General features: G+C 54.7%; 15 protein-coding genes. 5 read left to right on the top strand and 10 right to left on the bottom strand.

What is annotated here, in order from left to right:
* The first annotated feature begins 32 nt into the window (after positions 1-32).
* Positions 33-989: a CvpA family protein gene (locus J3P34_RS00450; RefSeq protein ID WP_210485906.1), complete on the top strand. Its 957-nt coding sequence runs from the start codon at positions 33-35 to the stop codon at positions 987-989.
* A gap of 76 nt (positions 990-1,065) precedes the next feature.
* On the opposite strand, the gene J3P34_RS00445 is transcribed toward J3P34_RS00450, so the two are convergent.
* The 4 genes from J3P34_RS00445 to J3P34_RS00430 form a co-directional block, all read right to left on the bottom strand.
* Positions 1,066-2,544, bottom strand: a complete 1,479-nt coding sequence (locus tag J3P34_RS00445) for a M48 family metalloprotease (RefSeq protein WP_210485904.1) — start codon at positions 2,542-2,544, stop codon at positions 1,066-1,068.
* 233 nt (positions 2,545-2,777) lie between these two features.
* Positions 2,778-3,545: an EcsC family protein gene (locus J3P34_RS00440; RefSeq protein WP_210485902.1), complete on the bottom strand. Its 768-nt coding sequence runs from the start codon at positions 3,543-3,545 to the stop codon at positions 2,778-2,780.
* A 179-nt stretch (positions 3,546-3,724) separates the two neighbouring features.
* On the bottom strand, positions 3,725-4,960 hold the full coding sequence (gene rluF / locus J3P34_RS00435) for a 23S rRNA pseudouridine(2604) synthase RluF (RefSeq protein ID WP_210485900.1): 1,236 nt from the start codon (positions 4,958-4,960) through the stop codon (positions 3,725-3,727).
* A gap of 182 nt (positions 4,961-5,142) precedes the next feature.
* On the bottom strand, positions 5,143-5,358 hold the full coding sequence (locus J3P34_RS00430; protein ID WP_149092955.1) for a VF530 family protein: 216 nt from the start codon (positions 5,356-5,358) through the stop codon (positions 5,143-5,145).
* Positions 5,359-5,607: 249 nt separating this feature from the next.
* Here J3P34_RS00430 and hutU point away from each other — a divergent pair, with 249 nt between their 5' ends.
* The 4 genes from hutU to J3P34_RS00410 all read left to right on the top strand — a co-directional run bounded on the left by hutU (position 5,608) and on the right by J3P34_RS00410 (position 11,084).
* Positions 5,608-7,320 (top strand): urocanate hydratase, encoded by a 1,713-nt coding sequence (gene hutU / locus J3P34_RS00425; protein ID WP_210485899.1) that lies wholly within the window; start codon positions 5,608-5,610, stop codon positions 7,318-7,320.
* A gap of 647 nt (positions 7,321-7,967) precedes the next feature.
* Positions 7,968-9,224: an imidazolonepropionase gene (hutI, locus tag J3P34_RS00420; RefSeq protein ID WP_210485897.1), complete on the top strand. Its 1,257-nt coding sequence runs from the start codon at positions 7,968-7,970 to the stop codon at positions 9,222-9,224.
* A 46-nt stretch (positions 9,225-9,270) separates the two neighbouring features.
* Positions 9,271-10,233 carry a formimidoylglutamase gene (hutG, locus tag J3P34_RS00415; RefSeq protein WP_210485895.1) on the top strand — a complete coding sequence of 321 codons (963 nt, stop codon included), beginning with the start codon at positions 9,271-9,273 and terminating at the stop codon, positions 10,231-10,233.
* Positions 10,234-10,355: 122 nt separating this feature from the next.
* A complete protein-coding gene (locus tag J3P34_RS00410; RefSeq protein ID WP_210485893.1) occupies positions 10,356-11,084 on the top strand; it encodes a hypothetical protein in 729 nt (242 codons plus the stop codon).
* A 298-nt stretch (positions 11,085-11,382) separates the two neighbouring features.
* On the opposite strand, the gene J3P34_RS00405 is transcribed toward J3P34_RS00410, so the two are convergent.
* The 6 genes from J3P34_RS00405 to uxaC form a co-directional block, all read right to left on the bottom strand.
* Complete coding sequence (locus tag J3P34_RS00405; RefSeq protein WP_210485891.1) at positions 11,383-13,959, bottom strand: phosphoenolpyruvate carboxylase; 2,577 nt, start codon at positions 13,957-13,959, stop codon at positions 11,383-11,385.
* 300 nt (positions 13,960-14,259) lie between these two features.
* Positions 14,260-16,734, bottom strand: coding sequence for a glycoside hydrolase family 95 protein (locus J3P34_RS00400; RefSeq protein ID WP_210485889.1), 2,475 nt, complete (start codon positions 16,732-16,734; stop codon positions 14,260-14,262).
* Between the two features lie 196 nt (positions 16,735-16,930).
* Entirely contained in the window at positions 16,931-18,298 is a 1,368-nt protein-coding gene (locus J3P34_RS00395) for an MFS transporter (RefSeq protein WP_210485887.1), read from the bottom strand.
* Between the two features lie 47 nt (positions 18,299-18,345).
* Entirely contained in the window at positions 18,346-19,005 is a 660-nt protein-coding gene (locus tag J3P34_RS00390) for a beta/alpha barrel domain-containing protein (protein ID WP_210485885.1), read from the bottom strand.
* Positions 18,995-20,023 carry a sugar kinase gene (locus tag J3P34_RS00385; RefSeq protein WP_210485884.1) on the bottom strand — a complete coding sequence of 343 codons (1,029 nt, stop codon included), beginning with the start codon at positions 20,021-20,023 and terminating at the stop codon, positions 18,995-18,997. Before J3P34_RS00385 ends, J3P34_RS00390 begins: the two co-directional genes overlap by 11 nt.
* Before the next feature lie 3 nt (positions 20,024-20,026).
* Entirely contained in the window at positions 20,027-21,424 is a 1,398-nt protein-coding gene (gene uxaC, locus J3P34_RS00380) for a glucuronate isomerase (RefSeq protein ID WP_210485882.1), read from the bottom strand.
* Positions 21,425-21,625 lie beyond the last annotated feature (201 nt).

Genomic DNA, 21,625 nt, shown 5'->3' with positions numbered 1-21,625 from the left:
TTAGCTCCCGAAAGAGCCCTAGCCCGCCTTCTATGAACTACGTTGACCTGCTTCTGTTGTTTATCATACTCTCCAGCCTTTATACGGGTTGGTACCGGGGTTTTACCTATGGCCTGCTGGACCTGGTCAGGTGGGTAGGGAGTTTAGTTTTAGGCCTGAGTTTATACCCTTACGTAGCCAATTGGCTGGAAAAGGTGGTGGACTGGAACGAGCTTTGGCTGTTGCCGGTCTCCTTTTTTCTGGTAGCCGTTTTGGCCAGTATCCTTATCCAGGCGCTGGGCGATTGGGTCCTTTCCAGGTTGCCCTACAACGTGCATAAAACCAAAACCAACCAGATCCTGGGCCTGATTCCTGGCCTGCTGAGCGGCCTGGTAACGGCGGCCCTGGTGGTAGTGCTGCTCACGGCTTTCCCTCTGCCGTCCAATGTACAAGAGGAAGTACAGGGCAGCACCCTGGCTACGAAGTTCTCCGCTGTTTCTGAGAAAGCCGAAATCGCCTTGTCGCCGGTCTTTGACGAGGCCCTGAACCGCACCATGCGCAAACTCACGGTGCAGCCGGGCACCGAGGAGATGATTGAGTTGCCGTACAAGGTCACAAACATGAAACCCCGCCCCGATCTGGAGGCCGAAATGCTGCAACTGGTGAACGAGGAACGCGCCAAACAAAACCTTCGGCCCCTGGCCCCGGATACTTCTTTGCGCCGGGTAGCCCGGCTGCACTCAGAAGACATGTTCCGCCGTGGCTATTTCTCCCACTACACCCCCGAGGGCTGGAGTCCGTTTGATCGCATCCGCAAGGCCAGGGTCCCATTTCGGCTGGCAGGCGAGAATTTGGCGCTGGCGCCCACCTTAGACATTGCCCACAACGGACTCATGAACTCGCCGGGTCACCGCGCCAACATTCTGCGGCCTAATTTCGGGCGGGTAGGCATTGGCGTGCTGCAGGGCAATGACCGCCGGCTCATGATCACCCAGAACTTCCGGAATTAGTTAGTTTTGAGAAAAACGCCCATAAAAAAACCGCTCCTGTTCAGAAGCGGCTTTTCGTTTTAGGAAGGTTCCAGGTCTACTTTTCAATCACCTTTATCAAAGTGTTGGCTGCTACGCGGTCGGTTAACTGCATGCCGTTCAGGATGGCCATTTCCTCAAAGCGTTTGCTTGGTACGTTGTAAGACTGAAGCACCTGAGACAAGGGAGCCGCTGTTCTCACGGTTTTGATTCTGACCACCTCGGGTTTCCGGTTGAGTTTATCCGGGTCAGAGAGTTGCCGGAAGTTCTGCATGGTGCCATTGAAATACGGGAAATAGGTGTTGAAGTCAGTAGCGGTGGTCACCCCGGTGAGGTTGTAGATGTTGCCGCCGTACTGGATAAAATAGCTCAAAGCCTGAATGGGCGCCGCCTGCTGTTGCTGGGCTTGTTGCTGCTGTTGTTGTTGTTGCTGCTGTGCCTGCTGTGAGATCACGGCCAGAGCGGGCATGCCGTTTACGGTCACCTGTTTAGACTCTATGGCCTGCAGTTGGTTATCGGTGAGCATTTTCTGGGCCGCGGCTTCCAGGGAGTTGCCTTCGGCCAGGCGCAGGAACATCAGGGCTTTGCCATCTTTGGGCGCCATCTGCACTTGTTGCGGTGAGTTCTGGTGCTGCCATCCGGCCGGGATGGGGAACTGGAACTTCAACTCTGGGTGGTAGAAGGTGCTGTTCTCCACGAAGCCCTGTTTGGGATCCTCCCCGTAGATGAGCCCGTCAATCATGCGCAGGTAGCTATCGCGCCCTTCTTTGAGGTTGGCGGCAGGGGTTTTCTGTTTCCATTGATCGGCGAGCTGGTGCACAGTGGTGTAGCGGTTGGCGGGATCGGGGTGGGTAGACTGCCACTCCGGGATTCGGCCCTGGCCACCCTGCTCCGTTTGCCGCTGCAGCGTCTGGAAGAAATCGGCCATGTGGCTGGCATCGTAACCAATCTTGGTGGAATATTCCACGCCCAACTCATCTGACTGGCGCTCATCGTCGCGCCCGAATTTCAGGAACAGCAGGCCGGCTCCTTGCATGAGCTCATTTCCGTATTGTGCCAGGGTAGGGGACGCGATCATCCCGCCTATGAGCAACACTTGGGTGAGCGTGGCCTTGCTTTGCTGCTGCGCCGAGTGCCGGGCTGTGATGTGCCCGATCTCGTGGCCCAATACCCCGGCGAACTGCGCCTCAGAGTTGAAGTGCGCCATAATGCCACGGGTGAAATACACGTACCCGCCCGGCACCGCAAAGGCGTTCAGCACGGGAGAGTCCACGATCTTGAATTCGTATTTGAGGTTAGGCCGGTGCGAGATTGCGGCCATCTGCTGGCCTTTCTCCTGGATGAACTTTTGCAGGGTGGGGTTTTGCACCAATCCAAACTGGGCTACTATGCCCGGATCGGCTTGCATGCCCATGGCTACCTCCTGTTCCTCAGACACAAAGTTGATGTCTCTTTTTCCGGTAACCGGGTTTGTGGCGCAGGAGTTGAACAATAGAATGGCCGCGGTGGCCAAACTATAAGTGAATAGATTTTTCATAGCGGTAGGGTTAAGGCTCAAGTAGTATTACAGTCAGTACAAACCCGCAGCGCAGGCAGTGCTGTTCTTAGCAACGTGTTAATAAATTATAGGTTGCAGCGCCCTATTTCTAGGATTTATCTTAGAGAGGTAACCTTAGGAGACTCCCTTTATTTTTAGGCCGTTTTTAAGAATCTGGCCCTGAAACAACGAGCTGGAATGTGCCCGTTAGAAGGATGGGCTTCTAAGGATAATCACAGGATAGAATCGTCTGCCGGGGTGAGCAGGTTAAAAGAGGATTGTTCTTTCCAGCGCATGCGGTAGGCGTTCATGGCCGTGATGCCCAGCTTCTGGAGGAGCCGGTAATTGACCACCGCGCCCACGGGTGCCCCGATGACCGGAATCAACTGGGCCATTTTGGCCAGGTCAATGTAGTCACGGTATTCTTGTTGGAAGGTGCGCCAGTCAAACTGGTGGATGTCCTCGGGGAGGTGCAGCTTCTGGGTTTCCCAGTCCACCATCTGCAGGTACACCTCGCGGCGCTGCTGCTGTCCGCTGAAAGCCAGCTGGAAAATGTGCAGAAGGTACACCCGCTCGCGGTAATCATCCACGGAGTGGCCATAGAGCGCGGCAATGTCAAACAGCATCTTCAGCTTGATGCTCAGCAGCAGCGGAAAATCGGCGAGGCCCAGCAGGAAGCCGCCCGCGCCCGTGATGCCCCCTTCGGTGGCGGCCGTTTTCTTATAGAAGTCAATCCGGTCACGCACCACATTCTCCTGCAGCTCCAGCGTGGCATGCGCAAAGGCACTTCCCGTGGTGTGCCGCGCGCCAAACAGCACCGCCCTGATCATCTGCTTAATGGCTGCCGTAATGGCCTGGTGCACCTTCTCTGGAATGTAGCTGTTTAGTTTTTGCTGCACGCCCCGGGAGAGATGGTTGAACAAAGACGGTTCCCTCAGCATCTGCTGCTGCCACTCACGTAGCTCCTGGAGCGCTTTTTCTTCGTAGGCGGTGTGGGTCATGGCGGGCAAATCGGGATTAATTGCTAGGCGAAAGAAAGCGCTTTTTCCAGTAAAGGCCAAAATTGCTAGCCGGGTGGGTTGTTTGGTGCCTGTAAACGAGAGAAGCGTTTAGGCCCCGTTTTTCTTGAAACAGGTACTAAACGCTTCTGGCTTATAAATGAAATAGCTTAATCTGGCTTTTACCGTCTGCCTCTGCCACGGGTACCGGCCGTTCTTTTGGGCGTCTGGTCACCGGCTGGTTTGGGCTTGCGGGTTGCTTTGGCTTTGGGATTTCTGGGGGCCAGCGAACCTTTGGGCGAACGAGGGGTCTTTTTGGAAGCGTGCTCAGATTTGGTTTTCAGGTTCTTACCCCCTGAGGCTTTGGGCTTGCGCTCAGAGGAGGCTCTGGCTGGTCTTTCAGAAGCGAAGTCATCGTCATAGAAGTCGTCGCGGTCTGCTTTGGGTTTTCTGGTAGGGGCAGCCTTGGACGCGGGCGCAGGGCGGCGGTTGGCGGTCTCATCTTCCTTGGGTCTGCGGACTGCTTTTGACTTGGGGTTCACGTACTCCTGGGTTGTGCGCTGAGGCCGGGCCACGCGGTGCACTTTCACCCCGAATTCCTCTGTTACCTCGTCTTCATCCGCCAAGTCGGCGGCATCGGCTTTTCTGGCGGCGCGGGCCGCTTCTTTACCCCACGAGGAGGCATCCTCAGTTTTGGAAGACTCCGCCACCAGTTGGTTGATGGATTTGATCTCCTCCAGGGTAAGATAGCGCCAGTGGCCGGTAGGCAGATCGTCTAGTTTCACGGTCATGATGCGCGTGCGCTTGAGGCGCTCTACTTTGTAGCCTAGTGCCTCACACATGCGCCGGATCTGCCGGTTCAGGCCCTGTGTCAGGATAATCCTGAAGCCCTTGTGGCCCTGCTGCTGCACAAAGCACTTCTTGGTTACGCCTTCAAACAGGCGCACGCCGTTGCTCATCTTCTGGATGAAGTCATCGGTCACGGGCTTGTCCACCATCACCACGTATTCTTTCTCGTGGTTGTTGTCGGCGCGCAGGATCTTGTTCACAATGTCACCGTCATTGGTCAGGAAGATGAGTCCTTCAGAGGCATTGTCCAGACGCCCGATGGGGAAGATGCGCTTGGGGTAGCCAATGAAGTCAATGATGTTCTTCTTGTCCTTGGTATCAGTGGTGGTGGTGACGCCCGTGGGCTTGTTGAAAGCGATGTAAATGGGCCGGTCGCTGGGTTTGCGGGTTTTAATGGCCTCGCCGTCCACGGCCACTTTGTCGCCGGGCTTTACGGTGGCGCCTTTTTTGGCGGTGCGGTCATTGATGGTAACCCGGCCTTCGTCTATGTAATTGTCGGCCTCGCGGCGCGAGCAGAAGCCCGAGTCGCTGATGAATTTGTTGAGCCGAATGGTGTTATCTGTTGGCATGTCTTGTGCTGATTCTGAATACTATACGTGTGCGGAAAAATGTACGCCACCTTATTTGGCGGCAAGACCCTGAAAAGAAAACCTCTGGGCATATGTAAACTTTGTCTTTGGTGCTGCAAATGTCCATAGCAAGAGCCTGAGTTTGCCCTTTTCGCTTACCAATCCAAAAGTTAAACAAGCTCTCAGGCGAAGGTGCGCAGGTACAGGTCTTCTACTTTCTTGCGCGCCCAGGGGGTTTTTCGCAGAAAGGCTAGGCTGGACTTGATGCTGGGGTTGTGCGTGAAGCTGTTGATCCTGATGCGGTCGCCTAGTTCTTCCCATCCATAATGGTCTACCAGCAGCACCAGAATCATCTCTAGTGTTTTCCCGTGCAAGGGGTTGTTTTTCTGTTCTTCCATATTTCCAGGACAAAGGTAGTCTTTTCTCCCTGAGTTTACGCGGATGCCCCTCTCCGGGTGATAGAATGGCTTCGTGGTTTTGTGCTGCTTACCGTATCCTGTTTTAAGCCTATTTTACGTAAAGGAACCTAAAAACAAAATTCCACCAGATTTGTGTTACCCATTTGTAATCAAATTAAGAATTTTTAGTAAATTAATGGATTGTTATTGCCCAAGCCTTCCTTTTTAGCACTAAACCACTCTGTCCACATGGAAACTATCTCTCTGTCCCGCCCAGCCTCCTCACTCAAGCTTTCTGTAGAAGAGTTCATCCAGACCTACGCAAACCACCCCGTGTACATTCCGCCGGTGGGGTCCACGCTCCACGCGAAGAACTGGCAGGCAGAAGCCGCCCTCCGGATGTTTTTGAATAACCTGTCTGAAGAGGTGGCCGAGGACCCGGAACGGCTGGTGGTGTACGGCGGTATCGGGCAGGCAGCGCGCACGCCCCAGGATGCCCGCAAGATTGTGGAGCTGCTCCTGACCCTGGAGGAAGACGAGAGTTTGCTTATCCAGAGCGGGAAACCGGTGGGCAAGGTCAGGAGCCACGCCGAGGCGCCGCGCGTGCTCATCGCCAACAGCAACCTGGTACCCAAGTGGGCAACGTGGGAGCATTTTAACCAGCTGCGGGAGCGCGGCCTGATGATGTACGGGCAGATGACGGCCGGTTCCTGGGTTTACATCGGGACGCAGGGCATTCTGCAGGGCACTTATGAGACTTTTGCGGCCTGCGCCCGGCAGCACTACGGTGGCGATCTGCGCCACAAACTGGTGGTGAGCGGCGGCCTGGGCGGTATGGGCGGAGCCCAGCCTTTGGCGGCGACCATGGCAGGCGCCACGTTTCTGGGCGTGGACATTGACCCCGAGCGCATCAAAAAACGCCTGGAGACCCGCTACATAGACAAAATGACCTTTGATTACCGCGAGGCCGTGCGCCTGGCCCTGGCCGCCAAAGACAAGGGAGAAGCCGTTTCCATTGGCCTGGTGGGCGACATTGGCGATGTGCTGGAGCAACTTATCCAGGACGGCATCACCCCAGACATCCTCACCGACCAGACGTCGGCCCACGATCCTTTGAACGGCTACGTGCCCCACGGCATGTGTTTGCCTCAGGCCCTGGCCCTGCGGGAAAGAGACCCTGAGCAGTACCGTGCGCAATCACTAAAAAGCATGGCCCGCCACGTGGGCTTCATGCTGGAACTCAAGCGCCGCGGCAGCGTGACTTTTGATTATGGCAACAACCTGCGCGAGTTCGCCCAGCAGGGTGGCGAGCCCCGCGCCTTTGAGATCCCCGGCTTTGTGCCAGAGTTCATCAGGCCGCTGTTCTGCGAGGGCAAAGGCCCGTTCCGATGGGCGGCGCTCTCCGGTCATCCCGAGGACATCAAAGTAACCGATGAAGCCCTGAAAGCGCTTTTCCCCAAGAACACACACATGATCAATTGGCTTCGACAAGCCGAGTTGAAAGTGGCGTTCCAAGGACTTCCCAGCCGAATCTGCTGGCTGGGTATGGGCGAGCGCGAAAAAGCAGGTCTGCTATTCAACCAACTGGTGCGCGAAGGCAAAGTAAAAGCCCCTATCGTCATCGGCAGGGACCACCTGGACTGCGGCTCTGTGGCCTCTCCGTACCGTGAGACCGAGGGCATGAAAGACGGTTCCGATGCCGTCTCTGACTGGCCGCTCCTCAACCTCATGGCCAATGCCAGCGGCGGCGCCACCTGGATTTCCTTCCACCACGGCGGCGGTGTAGGCATGGGCTATTCCCAGCACGCCGGCATGGTCATCCTGGCCGATGGCACCGACCGCGCAGACCGTTGCCTCCGTCGCGTGCTGCACAATGACCCCGCCATGGGCATCTTCCGCCACGCCGATGCCGGCTATGAAACCGCCCAGGATAACGCTGAGAAGTTCGGACTGGAGTTATAAGAAGCGGAGAGTTCTTTCACCTGATAGTAGTCAAATCTCAGGTTTTGCAATCTATGTAGAGACCAGGCAACGCCTTGTCTCTACGATATCTGATTTGTGCTACCTGATATTAGTGAGGTAATTTTCGCTGGCGCGAGCCTCCAGCTCGTGTCCGCACATATTCCCGATCCTCTTTTGCTCATTACCAAGGTAGTAATTATCAGCAATGCGTTTGGACACGAGCCGGAGGCTCGCGCCAGCGGTGTATTGAATAAAGAAGGGACAATCCTCCACTTCGGCCTGTCCCTGACCGTACAACGCACGTTTTTCACTTTATCAATACTTCGCTCTATAAGGGGACAGACCCAAGAAAGGGCAATCTAAAACCTGAGAGCAGAAATGCATGCGGACAAGAGCTGCAAGCTCATGCCAGCGATGAATCGATTCTGTAAGGGCAATCCCTTGTGGTTACCCTAATGCAGCGGCAATCGTAATTGGGCAACCACAAGGGATTGCCCCTACATCGGCATTGCTTACTGGTCATAACCTGCTTCCTTCTATTTGGCATTTTTCGCCTGTTTTTCATAAAAGAGCCTTAAAACCATTTTTGCAAAGCAACAGTCATTAACTTGCTACCTGCACCTAATTCCTCCAGTAACCTAACCTCCATGCTAGAAGACCTAGACCGCTTTACCCTCATCGGACCTTTCAGTCAGATTATTACCATGGCAGGTTTGCCGTTGAACGGGGCGCTGGATGACGGACAATTGGAAGTACTGGAAAGCGCCGGTGTCCTCATTAAAGGGGAGAAGATTGAGCAGGTGGGTTCCTATGCAGAGTTGGCGCAGGAAGCGGAAGCCCGGCATTACAGGTTGCAGAAGATAGAAGAGCCCATGGTGCTATTGCCCGGGTTCATAGATGCCCACACGCACCTGTGTTTTGCGGGATACAGAGCCCGCGATTATGCCTTGCGGGTAGCCGGGAAAAGTTACCTGGAGATTGCCCGCAGCGGCGGCGGTATCCTGGATACCGTCTCCAAAACCAGGGTTGCTTCTCAGGAAGAACTGGTGCAAGGAATCATAAACAGGGGAAAGCGGCACCTGGCCGAGGGCGTGACTACCTGTGAGGTGAAAAGTGGCTACGGCCTCACGGTAGCCGAGGAAATCAAAATGCTGCAGGCCATCAAAGAAGCAGACCAACAATTGGCCTTAGATCTGGTGCCTACCTGCCTGGCCGCCCACATGCGCCCGCCGGAGTTCTCAGATGCAGGCGCTTATTTACAGCACATTTTACAAGAACTGCTCCCGAAAGTAAAAGAGCAAAACCTTGCCCAGCGGGTAGATATCTTCATTGAAGACACCGCCTTCTCTGAGGCAGAAGCCTTGGCTTACCTGCAAGCCGCCCAAGCTCTAGGATTCGAGGTGACCGTGCATGCCAATCAGTTCAGTACCGGCGGCAGTCAGGTGGCGGCGCAGGTAAAAGCAGCCAGCGCAGATCACCTGGAGGCCAGCGGACCCGATGAAATTGCGGAATTGAAAGCCACTGAGGTGGTGGCCACTGTGCTGCCGGGAGCCTCCATGGGCCTGGGAATGCCATTTGCACCCGCCCGCCAGTTTCTGGACGGAGGCCTCTGTGTGGCCATTGCCACCGACTGGAATCCTGGCTCGGCGCCTATGGGTGATCTGCTACTGCAGGCTGCCTTACTGGGTGCCGCCGAAAAACTGACCCTGGCCGAGACGTTTGCCGGTATTACCTTCCGGGCAGCCCACGCCCTACGCCTGGAGGACCGGGGTCGCCTGGTACCCGGCCTGCTGGCCGATATGGTCGCTTTCCCGACGGCAGATTACCGGGAAATACTGTATCATCAAGGCAAACTGAAACCAGCCATGGTCTGGAAACGTGGAAAGCTCTGCAAAGCGCAATAACCGCAGCCGTGATGTCTTAACCTGATTTAAAATAGTTTAGGAATAAATGTACAAACCATCAGACAAAACTACCTGGAAGGGGAGGATAGACCCGCAGGACGGCGAGTTGGGCCTGCGATGGCACCAGGTGGTGCAATTAATGGACCTTTCCGGGGAAGTAGCCGATGGAAACGGAAATTTCGCGTTTATAGGATTCAGCTGTGACGAAGGCGTGCGGCGTAACCTGGGTCGGGTGGGCGCCGCCGAGGGACCCGATGCCCTCCGCCTGGCCATGTCGGCACTCGCGGATCATCTGCCCAACGAGGTACAAATCTTCGAAGGCGGCGACATCATCTGCGCGAACCAAAAACTGGAGGAGGCCCAAACCCAGCTCGGCCGAAAAGTGGAAGTACTCCTCAAAAAAGGATACCGGCCCATTGTCATGGGAGGGGGCCACGAAACGGCGTATGGTCATTTCCTGGGCATCCACAAACAGTTGGAACCCCAGGAGAGACTAGGCATCATCAACCTGGACGCCCATTTTGATCTCCGAAGCTACATGCCTCATTCCAGTTCCGGGAGCCCATTCCTGCAGATTGCTCATGAGGTGGACGTAGCGGGAAAAGAGTTCCATTACCTCTGCCTGGGCATCCAAGAGTACGGAAACACCCGAAAACTTTTTCAAACTGCCGCTGATCTGGGCGTGGAGTATGTAGAGGCTCAGGACTTGCATTTTGGGATGACGGAAAACGTAAAGCAGAAAATTCAGCAGTTCATCAGCCAGGTGGACAAGGTTTACCTCAGCATTGACCTGGACGTGTTCGCGGCGGCCTACGCGCCCGGCGTGAGTGCGCCCACTGCACTGGGCCTTACGCCACAGGCGGTTTTGCCCCTCCTCCAAGAAATTGCCGGCAGCGGAAAGCTTCTCTCCGTGGATGTGGTGGAGTTGAATCCCCGGTTTGACATTGACAACCGCACCGCCAAGCTGGCCGCAGGTCTCATTTACCATTTGGTGCAAACCTGGAAGTAGGATTCCGTTTCACAGCTGTTTTTCGGAAATCAGAGCTAAACTTGAAGTTGTGAGTGAGTTCCAGAAGGGCTTTAGCCTGTTTAGAGTTTTCTTTTTTTCACTTTTAGGCACAAGCTAAAAATATGAAGTATTATCTAGGAGCCTATTATTTCCTGAAAGTACGTCTTGCAGATTTCGGCTCCAGAAAGGGTTCTAAAGTTTGCACATGCAGTACTTGTATAAACGACTCCTACTTCGATGCTTGGTCAATTTCTTGGAGTTCAAGCGGAAACAGCGGACTTAAAGAGGCAAGAGAAGAATTCAATCTGACCACATCCCAGATCAAGGAAATCCAGACTTGGGCTGACCAAAAGTTTGAGGAAAAGAAAATTGGCTGGGTAAATACCTTCTCTGATTTTGACACCTTACATGAATATAAAGAAAGGTTCTTTGCCACGGCACAGGACTATCAAATTTTTAGTGTGAATTTTCCCGAAACGGAGAAAGATGCATTGATAGCGGAGTTTGTAGTTGAGGGAAAAGATATTGGAGCTATCGGACTTTGGGATAACGTAAACAGGCAGATACCTGAAGTAGCTGATGAATCAGAAAAAGTAATTGGCTATGATTTGATAGGAATTGAGGCTAGTGGCGACTTCCATACTTTTCACTGCCATGACATTGCTGACGATCTAGTAGATAAGTTTGGTGTGCAGATTAATCAATACGGTCTTATTGCCAATGACAACAATTGGGAAAAGCTAGTAGAATACATGAATGCTGAAGAAAATGGTTTCGAGCCGGTGCTTTGGTTCTTTGTCAAAGTAAAGCTGGTCGATGAAAAGAAAAAGCCTGTGTCTAAAGTTGTGTAAACACCATACTTCTGCCAACGGCTCTCTTGCGCATTGTTTACACGAAACCCTTATAAAGGATGACCTGGCGCAAGCGTTCCCTTGTGCCAACGTATATTCAGCTATTTTTTGGAGAATAGCCCCAAAACAGACCTCACCCAAAAAGGCACAAGCGGACACTTGCGCCAGACATAAAAAGAAATTCACATTTGGCTCTGTTTTAGCTGCTGTTTCCAGAAAAAAGGCCTAAAACAGAAAAAGCGAAACCCGGCTGCTGCAGAGTAGTCGGGTTTCGCTTTTTCATCAATTACCACAAAGTTTACGCAGAGTTCCGTTCGGCGTTGATAATCCCGAAAGAGCAGCGCATGACCAGTTTCTCAAATTTGCTTTTGTCCGGAGCCTCGGTTTCCTGCTCTTCCATTTCCCTGATTTTGGTGAGGGCGAATTGCTGGATGGTGAGCAGGGGTAACTCAATGCGCTGGCGCATCTGGATGGACAACCGGTTCACGGGTTTGTCTTCCATAAGCTGGGCATTGCCGGTGAGGCGCAAAACGTATTGCTTCGTGCGCTCAAATTCCTCATGGATCATCTTCCAGAGCTCGCCGTACTGCGGGTGCTTGGCCAGAAAGGCGGTGAGCGGGAAAAAGCACTTGGTCATAGCCATCTCGCAGTTGCCCACCAAGGTGCGGACGAACAAAGAGCGGGAATACAGTTGCTCCACGGCTTCCCAGCGGCCTTCGTTTTCCAGCTTCTCCATGGCGGTGCCCACGCCATAATAGCCGGGCAAGTTCTGCTTCAACTGGCTCCAGGAACCCACGTACGGTACCGCCCTGAGGTCGTTCAGGTTCAGTTTGCCCGGCTTCCGCTTGGCCGGACGGCTCCCTATATTGGCCTCGGCGTAATACCTGAGCGGACTGGCGTAGTTGAGGTACTCCAGGAAGTTAGGCAGGTTTTTGAGCGTGTTGTAGGCCTGGTAACTCTCGTCGGCCATCTGCTGCATGAGTTGTTCCTCTTCCTGAGTGAGGGTGGTTTCGCGGGCGGTGAACAGCGCGTTCCTAATGCCGGCGTGCATGAGCTGTTCCATGTTGTACTGCGCCGCGTCAATGGTCCCGAAGTTGGAGCTGATGGTCTGCCCTTGGATAGTCAACTGGATTTCCTTGCTGGCGATGTTGGAGCCCATGGACGCGTAGAACTGGTGCGTTCTGCCGCCACCCCGGGCAGGAGGTCCGCCGCGGCCGTCAAAGAAGACCACCTGCAAATCGTGCTGTTTGGCCAGCAGGCTCAGTTCTTCCTTGGCTTTGTAGATGCTCCAGTTGGCCATGAGGTAGCCGCCGTCTTTGGTGCCGTCTGAGAAACCCAGCATGATGGTCTGGATGTTGCCGCGCCGCTGCAAATGCTGCCGGTACACCTCAGAGGTGTACAAGGCCTGCATCACCCCGCGGGCGTTTCTCAGGTCATCAATGGTCTCAAACAACGGCACAATGTCCACGCTCAGTTCCTCGGGTTTCCAGCCGCTCAAGAGGAACAGGCCGTAGACTTCCATGATATCAAGGGCGCTGGTGCTGTGGCTGATGATGTAGCGGTGGCAACCCTGCTCGCCGTTAATCTGCTGAATGGCTTTGATGGCCTGCATGGACTCCACGGTATCGCGGTGTAGGTCATTCTCAAACGTCGTTGGGTCCACAGTAGTATTTGCCTTCAGGAGCGCACCAATCTTTTCTTCCGCCGAAAGCTGGGTGTAGTTTTTAGGAAGTGCCTCGGTTTGGGCTGCGATGGCTTCCAGGGCCTCAGTGTGCGCCGAGCTGTCTTGCCGCACATCCAACGAGGCGAAGTACAACCCGAACAGCTCCACTTTCCGGACCAAATTTTCGGCCAGGTTCAGGAACAGCCCGTTGTGGTCTTTTATGAGCGTCTGGGTGATTTTCTCCAGTGGTGCCAGAATGTCTTCCTTGGTGATATCGGCTTTGTAACCGGGCAAAAAGAGGTTGTTGTACAGCTTTTCCTCCAGCGCAATCAGCTCGTTCAAAACGCCTTTGAACGTGAGTCGCCGCTTGAGCCGCCGCACATCCTGGTAATAAGACTTGATGATGGCCCCGCGTAAGGCCTCTGCCACTTTGAGCGTAATCTGGGCATTGACAAATGGGTTGCCATCGCGGTCGCCCCCGGGCCAGAAGCCCAGCCGGATCAAAGGATTATCCGCCGATACTGCCTCCGGGAACTGGGTTTTCAGGGAAGACATGATTTGCCCCGCCGATTGGTAAAACACGTTCTCCAGGTACCAGATCAGGCTGACAGCCTCGTCATAGGGGGAGGGTTTCTCATTCTTGAAAAACGGAGTTTTGCCCAATTGCCGCAAATAGCTGTTCACCTGCGCTGTGTTATCGCTCACCAAAGCCTTGGACAGGTCGTTGATGATGCCCAATACCTCACTAGGATAGAACTGGGTGGGATGGGCCGTAAGCACCAACCTTACCGAAAAATCCTTCAGCTTCTCTTTCAGTTGCTGGTGGGCCTGGGTCTGTTCCACCTCGGCCTGCAGGTGCTTCAGGGTACCGGCCCCGCTCATGTCATGCGTTTCCCGGAAAGAGGCGTCCTCCAGGGCATCGAACAGCACCACCTGGCGCTCGGCATACTGCACAAACCGAAACAGCAAATCCATTTGCTCCTGCTCGGTGCGGTAGGGTGTGTACTGGCTGAAGAACGTGCTGATGATCTCGGCGGGGCTTAACACTTTCCCAAAACCTTCCTCGCAGTGCAGCAGGAAAATGGAAAGCAATACGCCCGTTTTCTCCACCCGGTGGAACGGAAGCGCCGTGAACAAGCTGTTGTATAACTGGAATTTCAGCCCTACGTGTTTGTCATAGGTATGCAGGGCACTGTTAGATGAACCATCCATAATTTGGCAATTTGCGAGGTACCTCTAGAGGCGCCTCATTTCTTAATTTCAGACCAACTCGGTAGTATAAGGGAATGGTCATTAACAAATATAGAAGATATTGGCTTCTTTGTTAAGGGTTCTCTAGTATTAAATGAGCTTTAATAACCAATTTTTAAAATATAAGCTAATTTCCTTTTCTCCGCCGAAGTGGCAGAAGCTTCCCGTTTTCCAGCCGATTTCTCTAAAACTGGCCCTAAATGGAAGTCTATCCCTTGTGTGGAAATCAGAAGGCTTTAAACAAGATAAACCCGGAAATACTTACAGCCCGATGAGCTCATAGGTTTTCCCTTTCTCAGTTTTCAGATCAAGCAGCGAGGTGTTGGGAACAGTAGCCGGCTTAATGGTTGCCTTGGGCGACACCAAAGGCGTTTTGATGGCTGCCATCTGGTAGAAGGAATTGGGGTTGGTTCCCTCGGCTTTCTTCAGGTCTCCCTTGCTTTTCAGTTCCAATCCGTTGGCTACCCTGATGCGACAATTACCGCCCAGTTTGGAATGGACAGTGAGGGCTTTCACTTTCCCGTACTCCCAGCGCATGTCAATCACATAGCCGCCCCGGGCCACCAAGCCTTTCACCTCGCCTGTCTGCCATTTGTCCGGCAGGGCGGGAAGCAGGTGCAGGGTCCCGTCATGGCTCTGCAACAGCATCTCGGCGATGCCAGACGTACAGCCGAAGTTACCATCGATTTGGAAGGGTGGGTGGGCATCGAAAAGGTTGGGGTAGGTGCCTCCGCCTTCGCCCGATTCCACCGCCCCGGCGGGTGTGAGTTGGTCTTCTATGAGTTTGTAGGCGCGGTTTCCGTCCAGCAGTCTGGCCCAGAGGTTCACTTTCCAGCCCATGGACCAACCCGTGGATTTATCGCCGCGGTAAACGAGCGAGGTTTTTGCGGCCTCAAACAGCTCAGGCTGCGTGTAGGGCGACACCTGGTTGCTGGAGAACAGACCGTAGAGGTGCGATACGTGGCGATGCTTGTCGGTGGGGCTGTCCAAGTCGTGGAGCCATTCCTGCAGTTGGCCGTGCTGGCCTACCTGCATGGGAGGCAACCGGTCCCGCATTTTCTGGAGTGTGTCGGCGAAGGCCCAGTCGGTGTTCAGGGCCGCGGCCGCGTGGATGACGTTTGAGAAGACATCGAACACCAACTGGTTGTCCATGGTGGTGCCGGCCGCAATGGAAACGTCGTTCTGGTGGGTGTTCTCCGGTGACATGGACGGGGCCACCACCAGCCACCGGTGGCTGGGCTCTTCCTGCAACACATCGACGAAGAAGGTGGCGGCGCCTTTGAGGGTGGGGTAGACCTGCTTCAAGAATTTCTTATCGCCGGTGTAGAGGTAATGCTGCCACAGGTGCTGCGTGAGCCAGGCACCGCCCATGGGCCACAGGCCGTAAAAAGCCCCGTCTACCGGACCGGTCATGCGCCAGAGATCGGTGTTGTGGTGCAGAGCCCAGCCGCGCGCGCCGTACATCTTGGAGGCGGCTTCCTTGCCGGCCTCGGACAGGTCCTTCAGCATGCTGAAAAGCGGCTCGTGCATCTCCGGCAGGTTGGTGACCTCGGCGGGCCAGTAGTTCATCTCGGTGTTGATGTTCACGGTGTACTTGCTGTCCCAGGGCGGGGAAACTTTGTCGTTCCAGATGCCTTGCAGGTTGGCCGGCTGGGTGCCCGGCTGCGAGCTGGAGATCAATAGATACCGCCCGAACTGGAAGTACAAGCTCACCAGCTGCGGATCGTTGCCTTTGGCGAACTCGGCCAGGCGCACGTTGGTGGGTTTGCCCATGGCCTCCGTGGTACCCAAATCCAGCGATACCCGGTTGAAGTAGTTCTGGTAGTGCCGGATGTGCGCCTCGCGGGCTTTTGGGTAGTCTTTTTTGAAGGCCTTTTTCAAGAAATGGGCTGTTTTCGCATCCTCATCACCGGAGATGTCCCGGTAGTTCTTGAAGTTGGTACCCATGGAAATGTAAAGGACTACTTCATCGGCGCCGGTGATCTGGAGGGCGTTGGCAGAAGCCGTGAGTTTGCCCCCGATCACCTTGGGCTGCACCCGCGCCTGGAATCGCACCTTGCCTTTCTTGTTGCCCTTGTCGCCGGAAATTCCGTTCAGCAGCAACTGGTCTCCCTGCGTGCTGACTGCGTAGCTTTTATGCGGACTGTCGGCTCCCAGGGTGAAGGTGAGGCTGCGGGGTTTATCGGCGGTGAGCCGGATGAGGAGGACATCATCGATGAAAGAAGAAAGCATCTCCCGTTTGTAGTTCACGTCGCCCACCTTGTAGGAGACCGAGGCCACCGCCTGGCTGATGTCCAGCTCACGGCGGTAGGAAGTGGCTTTCTCGTGGCCGGGGAAGTGCAGGAACAAGTTGCCCACGGGTTGGTAGGGCATGCCGTAGTTGTTGCCGGCGGGCGCGTTTCTGGGAAGTTTTTCCAACGCCAGGGCCTGCGCCTCTTTGTGCTTGCCTTCAAAAATCAGCCTCCGGATTTTAGGCAGGGCGCTGTAGAGGTCGTTCTTGACGTTGTTGCCAGGTTCGCCGGCCCAGACCGTTTCCTCGTTCAACTGCAACTGCTCTTTGGCGGGCCCCCCGAACACCATGGCCCCGAGGCGACCGTTGCCCAGCGGAAGCGCTTCGTTCCAGTTGGCGGCGGGTTTGTCGTACCAAAGCGTGAGGGGCGCTTGGTGCTGAGCGAAACAGGTAGTAACAGTGAATAGCAGTAGGAAGGTAAACCTGAGGACATACACGGGGTTCATGGGGCTACGTTTAGGGGCTGATTTTCTGAAAATAGGCTAAAAACAGGTAACGGGAAACAAAGCGGTAGATAATGCAGAAAGAGGAAGGCTTGTACATGAATAAGCCTTCAGATCGCAGAATCCAAAGGCTTATTCAGGAGGAGAATCTTAGAAGAAAGCCTTCCAGTGATTGCACCTAAGAAACGAGGCAGGCTGATTACAACACCACCGGTTTCATCTTAGGCACCAGCGATTTCATCACTGACCAGGCCACCAGGTACGCCAAGGCGCAGAACGCAAACATGATGGTGTAACCGGTCTCCACGTGACCCAGGGCTTCATAATGGTCAAAGAGGTAACCGCCTACTTTGGTCACAACCACGCCCCCGATACCCCCGGCCATGCCGCCGATACCCGTCACCGAGGCCACGGATTTCTTAGGGAACATATCGGAAACGGTGGTGAAGATGTTTGCCGACCAAGCCTGGTGCGCCGAAGCTCCAATCCCAATGAACAGCACCGGAAACCAGTAGCTGATGCCTCCCAAAGGCTGCGCCGCCAGCACCAACAGCGGGAACAACGCGATCACGAACATGGCCCGCATGCGGCCTTCGTAAGGATTATAGCCTTTGTTGATGAAGTACATCGGGAACCAGCCACCGCCAATGCTGCCCACCATGGTCATGCTGTACAGCACAGATAAGGGAAGCATCACCTGGGTGCCGGTGAGGCCGTACTGGGCTTTGAGGTAGGCCGGCAGCCAGAAGAGGAAGAACCACCAAACCCCGTCGGTGAGAAATTTCCCGAAGGCGAATGCCCAGGTCTGTTTGAAGCCCAACAGCTTGAACCAGGACACTTTCTCCGCCGAGGCCGGGGAATCAGGCTCCAGCACGGGCTCGCTGTCGCTGCTGATGTAGTCGCGCTCGGCGGCCGAGAGTCTTTTCTGTTTATCGGGTGTTTCGTAGAAAGTGAACCAGAAAAACAGCCACAGAAACCCAATCGCCCCGATGATAAAGAAGGTGTATTCCCAGCCCAGGTGCGCGGCAATCCAGGGCACGGTGATTGGTGCCAGGATGGCCCCCACGTTGGAACCCGAGTTGAAGATACCCGTCGCCAAAGAGCGTTCTTTTTTAGGGAAGTACTCGGCGGTAGCCTTGATGGCCGCCGGGAAGTTCCCCGACTCCCCGAAGCCCAGGAAAGCCCGGGCCACCATGAACCCGATCACCGAAACCGGCAACGCCCCAAACCCAAGGGCTGTGAACAACGGACTCACCGACCTGCCCAGCGGCTCGGCGTAGGCGTGCAGAATGGCAGCCAAAGACCAGATGATCAGTGCCCAGGCATAGCCTTGCTTTGTTCCTAAACGGTCAATAATGCGGCCGGCGAAGAGCATGGAAATGGCGTAGGTGAACTGGAAAACCGCCGCAATGTTGGCGTAATCGGTGTTGGACCAGCCAAACTTCTCCGCTAGCAGCGGCTGCAGCAGGCTGAGCACCTGCCGGTCCAGGTAATTGACCGTGGTGGCGAAGAAAAGCAGGGCGCAGATGGTCCACCGGTACTTGCCAATCTTTTCCTGGCCTGTCATAGTGATTGGTTTAGTTTGTTTCGTTTGGGTCATAAGGGCGGGGTTAACTATTTTCTACATCTCTGCGCTAATTCCAATGCTTGTGCCGTGAGGTCCTGTAAGGTATCAAACTGCCGATTGGCCAGAATGTCTTTGCTGATAAGTTTGCTGCCCATGCCCACGGCACAGACCCCCGCTTTAAACCAGGTGCGGAAGTTCTCCTCTTCCATTTCCACGCCCCCCGTAGGGATGAACAACTGCCCCGGGAATAACTCCTTGATGGAAGACACAAACGCCGGGCCCACAATGTTGGCCGGGAAGATCTTTATCAAGGCTGCCTGTGCCTGCTGCGCCACATGGATCTCGGTGGGCGTGAAGCACCCCGGAATCCAGAGCAGACCGGCCTCATGCACCAGGTTGCCTACCTGCGGGTCCACAATGGGAGCCACCACGTAATCGGCACCGGCTTTGAGAAAATCGTTGGCCTGTTGCACGGTTTTGATGGTGCCTATGCCCAGGTGCAGGTCCTGGTACGTTTTGAGCTCGTTTTTCAGAAACGTGAAGTTTTCCAGCGCGGTGGCCCCGCGGTTGGTGTACTCCAGCGTTCTCACGCCCGCCTGGTACAGGGCTTTCACCACGTCCAGGCTCAGTTGTGGGTCCTCATGGAAGAATAACGGCAGAAGCCCCTGGTTTACGATGGCCTGCAGGGCCGTTTCTTTATTTGGCATACGCTTGAATGGTTTCCTCAATCTCGGCTACCGTGCTGGTGGTAGCGTCGCTTTCAATGAATAATTTCTTAAAGGCCGCCGCGGTGGCAAACTCCAGGGTTTCCTGCGGTGCGCGCTGGTGATAAAAGCCGTAGATGAGCCCGGCCATGAAGCAGTCGCCGCTGCCCACTTTGTCCAGGATCTTATCTACCACGTACTCCTGTGACACGTGCAGTTCGCCCTGGGTGTAGAGCGTGGTGAAGTACCGGATGCCCTGTGGCCCGTGGTCAAACCGGAAGGTGTTGGCCACGATCCTGCACTTGGGGAATGCTTTCAGAATCGCTTCAGATGTTAAGGTGGCGTGCTGCAGCAGTTTCTCTTTCTCGATGTCCTGCACCAGTTCCTCATCCAGCGGCATGCCCAGCATTTTGTTTGCGGCCCACACGTTGCCCATGATCAGGTCACAGGCTAGGGCCAACGATGGCATGACCTCCACCGGGTCTTTGCCGTACTTCCAAAGCTTGGCGCGGTAGTTCAGGTCCAGCGAGACGAAGATGTTGCGTTCCTGGGCGACTTGCAGCGCCTCGGCGCAGACCTCGGCTACGTTCTGGTTGATGGCCGGGCAGATGGCGCTGAAATGGAACCAACTCACCCCTTCAAATACCTGGTCCCAGTTGATGGTGCTGGTTTTCAAATCGGCGTACGCCGAGCCCGCGCGGTCATAAATCACGCCGGCGTTTTTGAGGTCTTTTCCCTTAGGCAGGTAGTAAAGGCCCACGCGGTCGCCTTGCAGCACCACGGGGCTGGTATCAATCTGGCGCTCCTGCATGTAGCCCATGAGTTGCTCAGACACGAAGTTCTCGGGCAATGCCGTGAGGTACGCCGAGGGAACGCCCCACAACGCCAAAGCCGTGGCTACGTTCAGCTCGGCGCCGCCCACGTAGAAGGGTAGCCGGTTTTCCTGCAGCCACTGGCCTTGCCCATCCGGACAGATTCTGAGTAGCAGCTCCCCAAACGACAATACTTTTCCGCTGGCCATAGCTTAGAAGTTGAAGTAGTTTTTAGCGTTGTTGTAGCAGATGTTCTCCACCATCTGGCCTATCCATTCCAGTTCTGAGGCCGGCAGTTCGCCGTTCTCCACATCGTTGCCCAGCATGTTGCAGAGGATTCTTCTGAAATACTCGTGGCGCGGGTAGGAGAGGAAGCTGCGGGAATCGGTGAGCATGCCCACGAAGCGGCTCAGCAAGCCCATGTTAGACAGGGCGTTCATTTGGGCCTCCATGCCTTGTTTCTGATCCAGGAACCACCACGCCGATCCGTACTGGATTTTGCCCGGCGTGCTGCCGTCGTTGAAGTTGCCTATCATGGTGGCGTACAGCTCGTTCTGGCTTGGGTTCAGGTTGTAGAGGATGGTCTTGGCCAACTGATTGGAGTTGTCTAGTTTGTCCATGAATTTAGCCAACGGACGGGCCACGTCAAAATCCCCGATGGAATCAAAGCCGGTATCGGGGCCCAGTTCGCGCATCATGCGGGTGTTGTTGTTACGCAGCGCACCCAAGTGAAACTGCTGCGTCCAGCCTCTGGCGTGGTCCATCAGGGCCAGTTCCACCAGCATGGCAGATTTGAATTTCAGTACCTCTTCTTTGCTCAAGGCCTGTTTTTGCAGCGCTTTTTCAAAAATAGAGGCAATCTCCTGGTCGGTGTATTCCTCGGCGTACATGGTTTCTAGGCCGTGGTCAGACAAACGTCCGCCCTGGGAGTGGAAGAAATCGTGGCGCTGTTGCAGGGCATCCAGCAGGCTTTGGTAGTCTCTGATGGAAACGCCCGAAGCGGCTTCCAGTTTCTCCAGGTACCCTAGGTAACCGGCGTCTTCAATGGCCATGGCTTTATCTGGACGGAAGGTAGGTAATACCTTGATCCCGAAATCATCAGCGGCTATTTTCTGGTGGTGCTCCAGGGTGTCAATGGGGTCATCGGTGGTGCAGATGGTGACTACGTTCATCTTCTTCAGGATGCCGCGTACGCTGAAGTCATCGGATTGCAGCATCTCAGTGGCTGAATCATAGATCTCGCGGGCCGATTCCGGCTTCAGGATTTTCTGTATCCCGAAGGGGCGTTTCAGCTCCATGTGCGTCCAATGATATAGCGGGTTGCGCATGGTGAGCGGAACGGTTTTGGCCCACTGCTCAAACTTCTCAAAATCATCGGCATCGCCGGTGCAGAAACGCTCAGGAACGCCGTTGGTGCGCATGGCCCGCCATTTATAGTGATCGCCCTCCAGCCAGATTTGGGTCAGGTTTCTGAACTTTCGGTCATTGGCAATGTCGGCGGGGTTCAGGTGGCAATGGTAGTCAATGATGGGCATGTGTTTGGCATGCTCATGGTACAGCGTTTGGGCGGTTTTGGTCTGAAGTAAGAAGTTATCGTCTAAAAATGACATAAACGTAGCGTTGGGATACTGTAAAGGATCTGAAAACAGCCCGATTGCCGGTAAGTTAGTCGGGCGTTTTCAGGGTAATTTGCTTAAAATAGGACAAAAACAGACACCAACACCTGTGTGGGTGCCTGTTTTTGTTAAAAGAGTATGAATTAGTGCCTTTTAGACTATTTTTATTGCAGGAGCGCTTCCAGTTTCTGGTTC

The organism is Rufibacter aurantiacus, assembly GCF_017916345.1.
In the GTDB taxonomy this organism is placed as follows: Bacteria; Bacteroidota; Bacteroidia; order Cytophagales; family Hymenobacteraceae; genus Nibribacter; species Nibribacter roseolus.
This window is presented reverse-complemented; position numbering and strand designations above follow the sequence as displayed.

Excerpts from the sequence above, each read along its gene's own strand:
- J3P34_RS00450 (WP_210485906.1), top strand. The coding sequence starts at position 33 with ATGAACTACGTTGACCTGCTTCTGTTGTTTATCATACTCTCCAGCCTT.
- J3P34_RS00445 (WP_210485904.1), bottom strand. The coding sequence starts at position 2,544 with ATGAAAAATCTATTCACTTATAGTTTGGCCACCGCGGCCATTCTATTG.
- J3P34_RS00440 (WP_210485902.1), bottom strand. The coding sequence starts at position 3,545 with ATGACCCACACCGCCTACGAAGAAAAAGCGCTCCAGGAGCTACGTGAG.
- rluF (WP_210485900.1), bottom strand. The coding sequence starts at position 4,960 with ATGCCAACAGATAACACCATTCGGCTCAACAAATTCATCAGCGACTCG.
- J3P34_RS00430 (WP_149092955.1), bottom strand. The coding sequence starts at position 5,358 with ATGGAAGAACAGAAAAACAACCCCTTGCACGGGAAAACACTAGAGATG.
- hutU (WP_210485899.1), top strand. The coding sequence starts at position 5,608 with ATGGAAACTATCTCTCTGTCCCGCCCAGCCTCCTCACTCAAGCTTTCT.
- hutI (WP_210485897.1), top strand. The coding sequence starts at position 7,968 with ATGCTAGAAGACCTAGACCGCTTTACCCTCATCGGACCTTTCAGTCAG.
- hutG (WP_210485895.1), top strand. The coding sequence starts at position 9,271 with ATGTACAAACCATCAGACAAAACTACCTGGAAGGGGAGGATAGACCCG.
- J3P34_RS00410 (WP_210485893.1), top strand. The coding sequence starts at position 10,356 with ATGAAGTATTATCTAGGAGCCTATTATTTCCTGAAAGTACGTCTTGCA.
- J3P34_RS00405 (WP_210485891.1), bottom strand. The coding sequence starts at position 13,959 with ATGGATGGTTCATCTAACAGTGCCCTGCATACCTATGACAAACACGTA.
- J3P34_RS00400 (WP_210485889.1), bottom strand. The coding sequence starts at position 16,734 with ATGAACCCCGTGTATGTCCTCAGGTTTACCTTCCTACTGCTATTCACT.
- J3P34_RS00395 (WP_210485887.1), bottom strand. The coding sequence starts at position 18,298 with ATGACAGGCCAGGAAAAGATTGGCAAGTACCGGTGGACCATCTGCGCC.
- J3P34_RS00390 (WP_210485885.1), bottom strand. The coding sequence starts at position 19,005 with ATGCCAAATAAAGAAACGGCCCTGCAGGCCATCGTAAACCAGGGGCTT.
- J3P34_RS00385 (WP_210485884.1), bottom strand. The coding sequence starts at position 20,023 with ATGGCCAGCGGAAAAGTATTGTCGTTTGGGGAGCTGCTACTCAGAATC.
- uxaC (WP_210485882.1), bottom strand. The coding sequence starts at position 21,424 with ATGTCATTTTTAGACGATAACTTCTTACTTCAGACCAAAACCGCCCAA.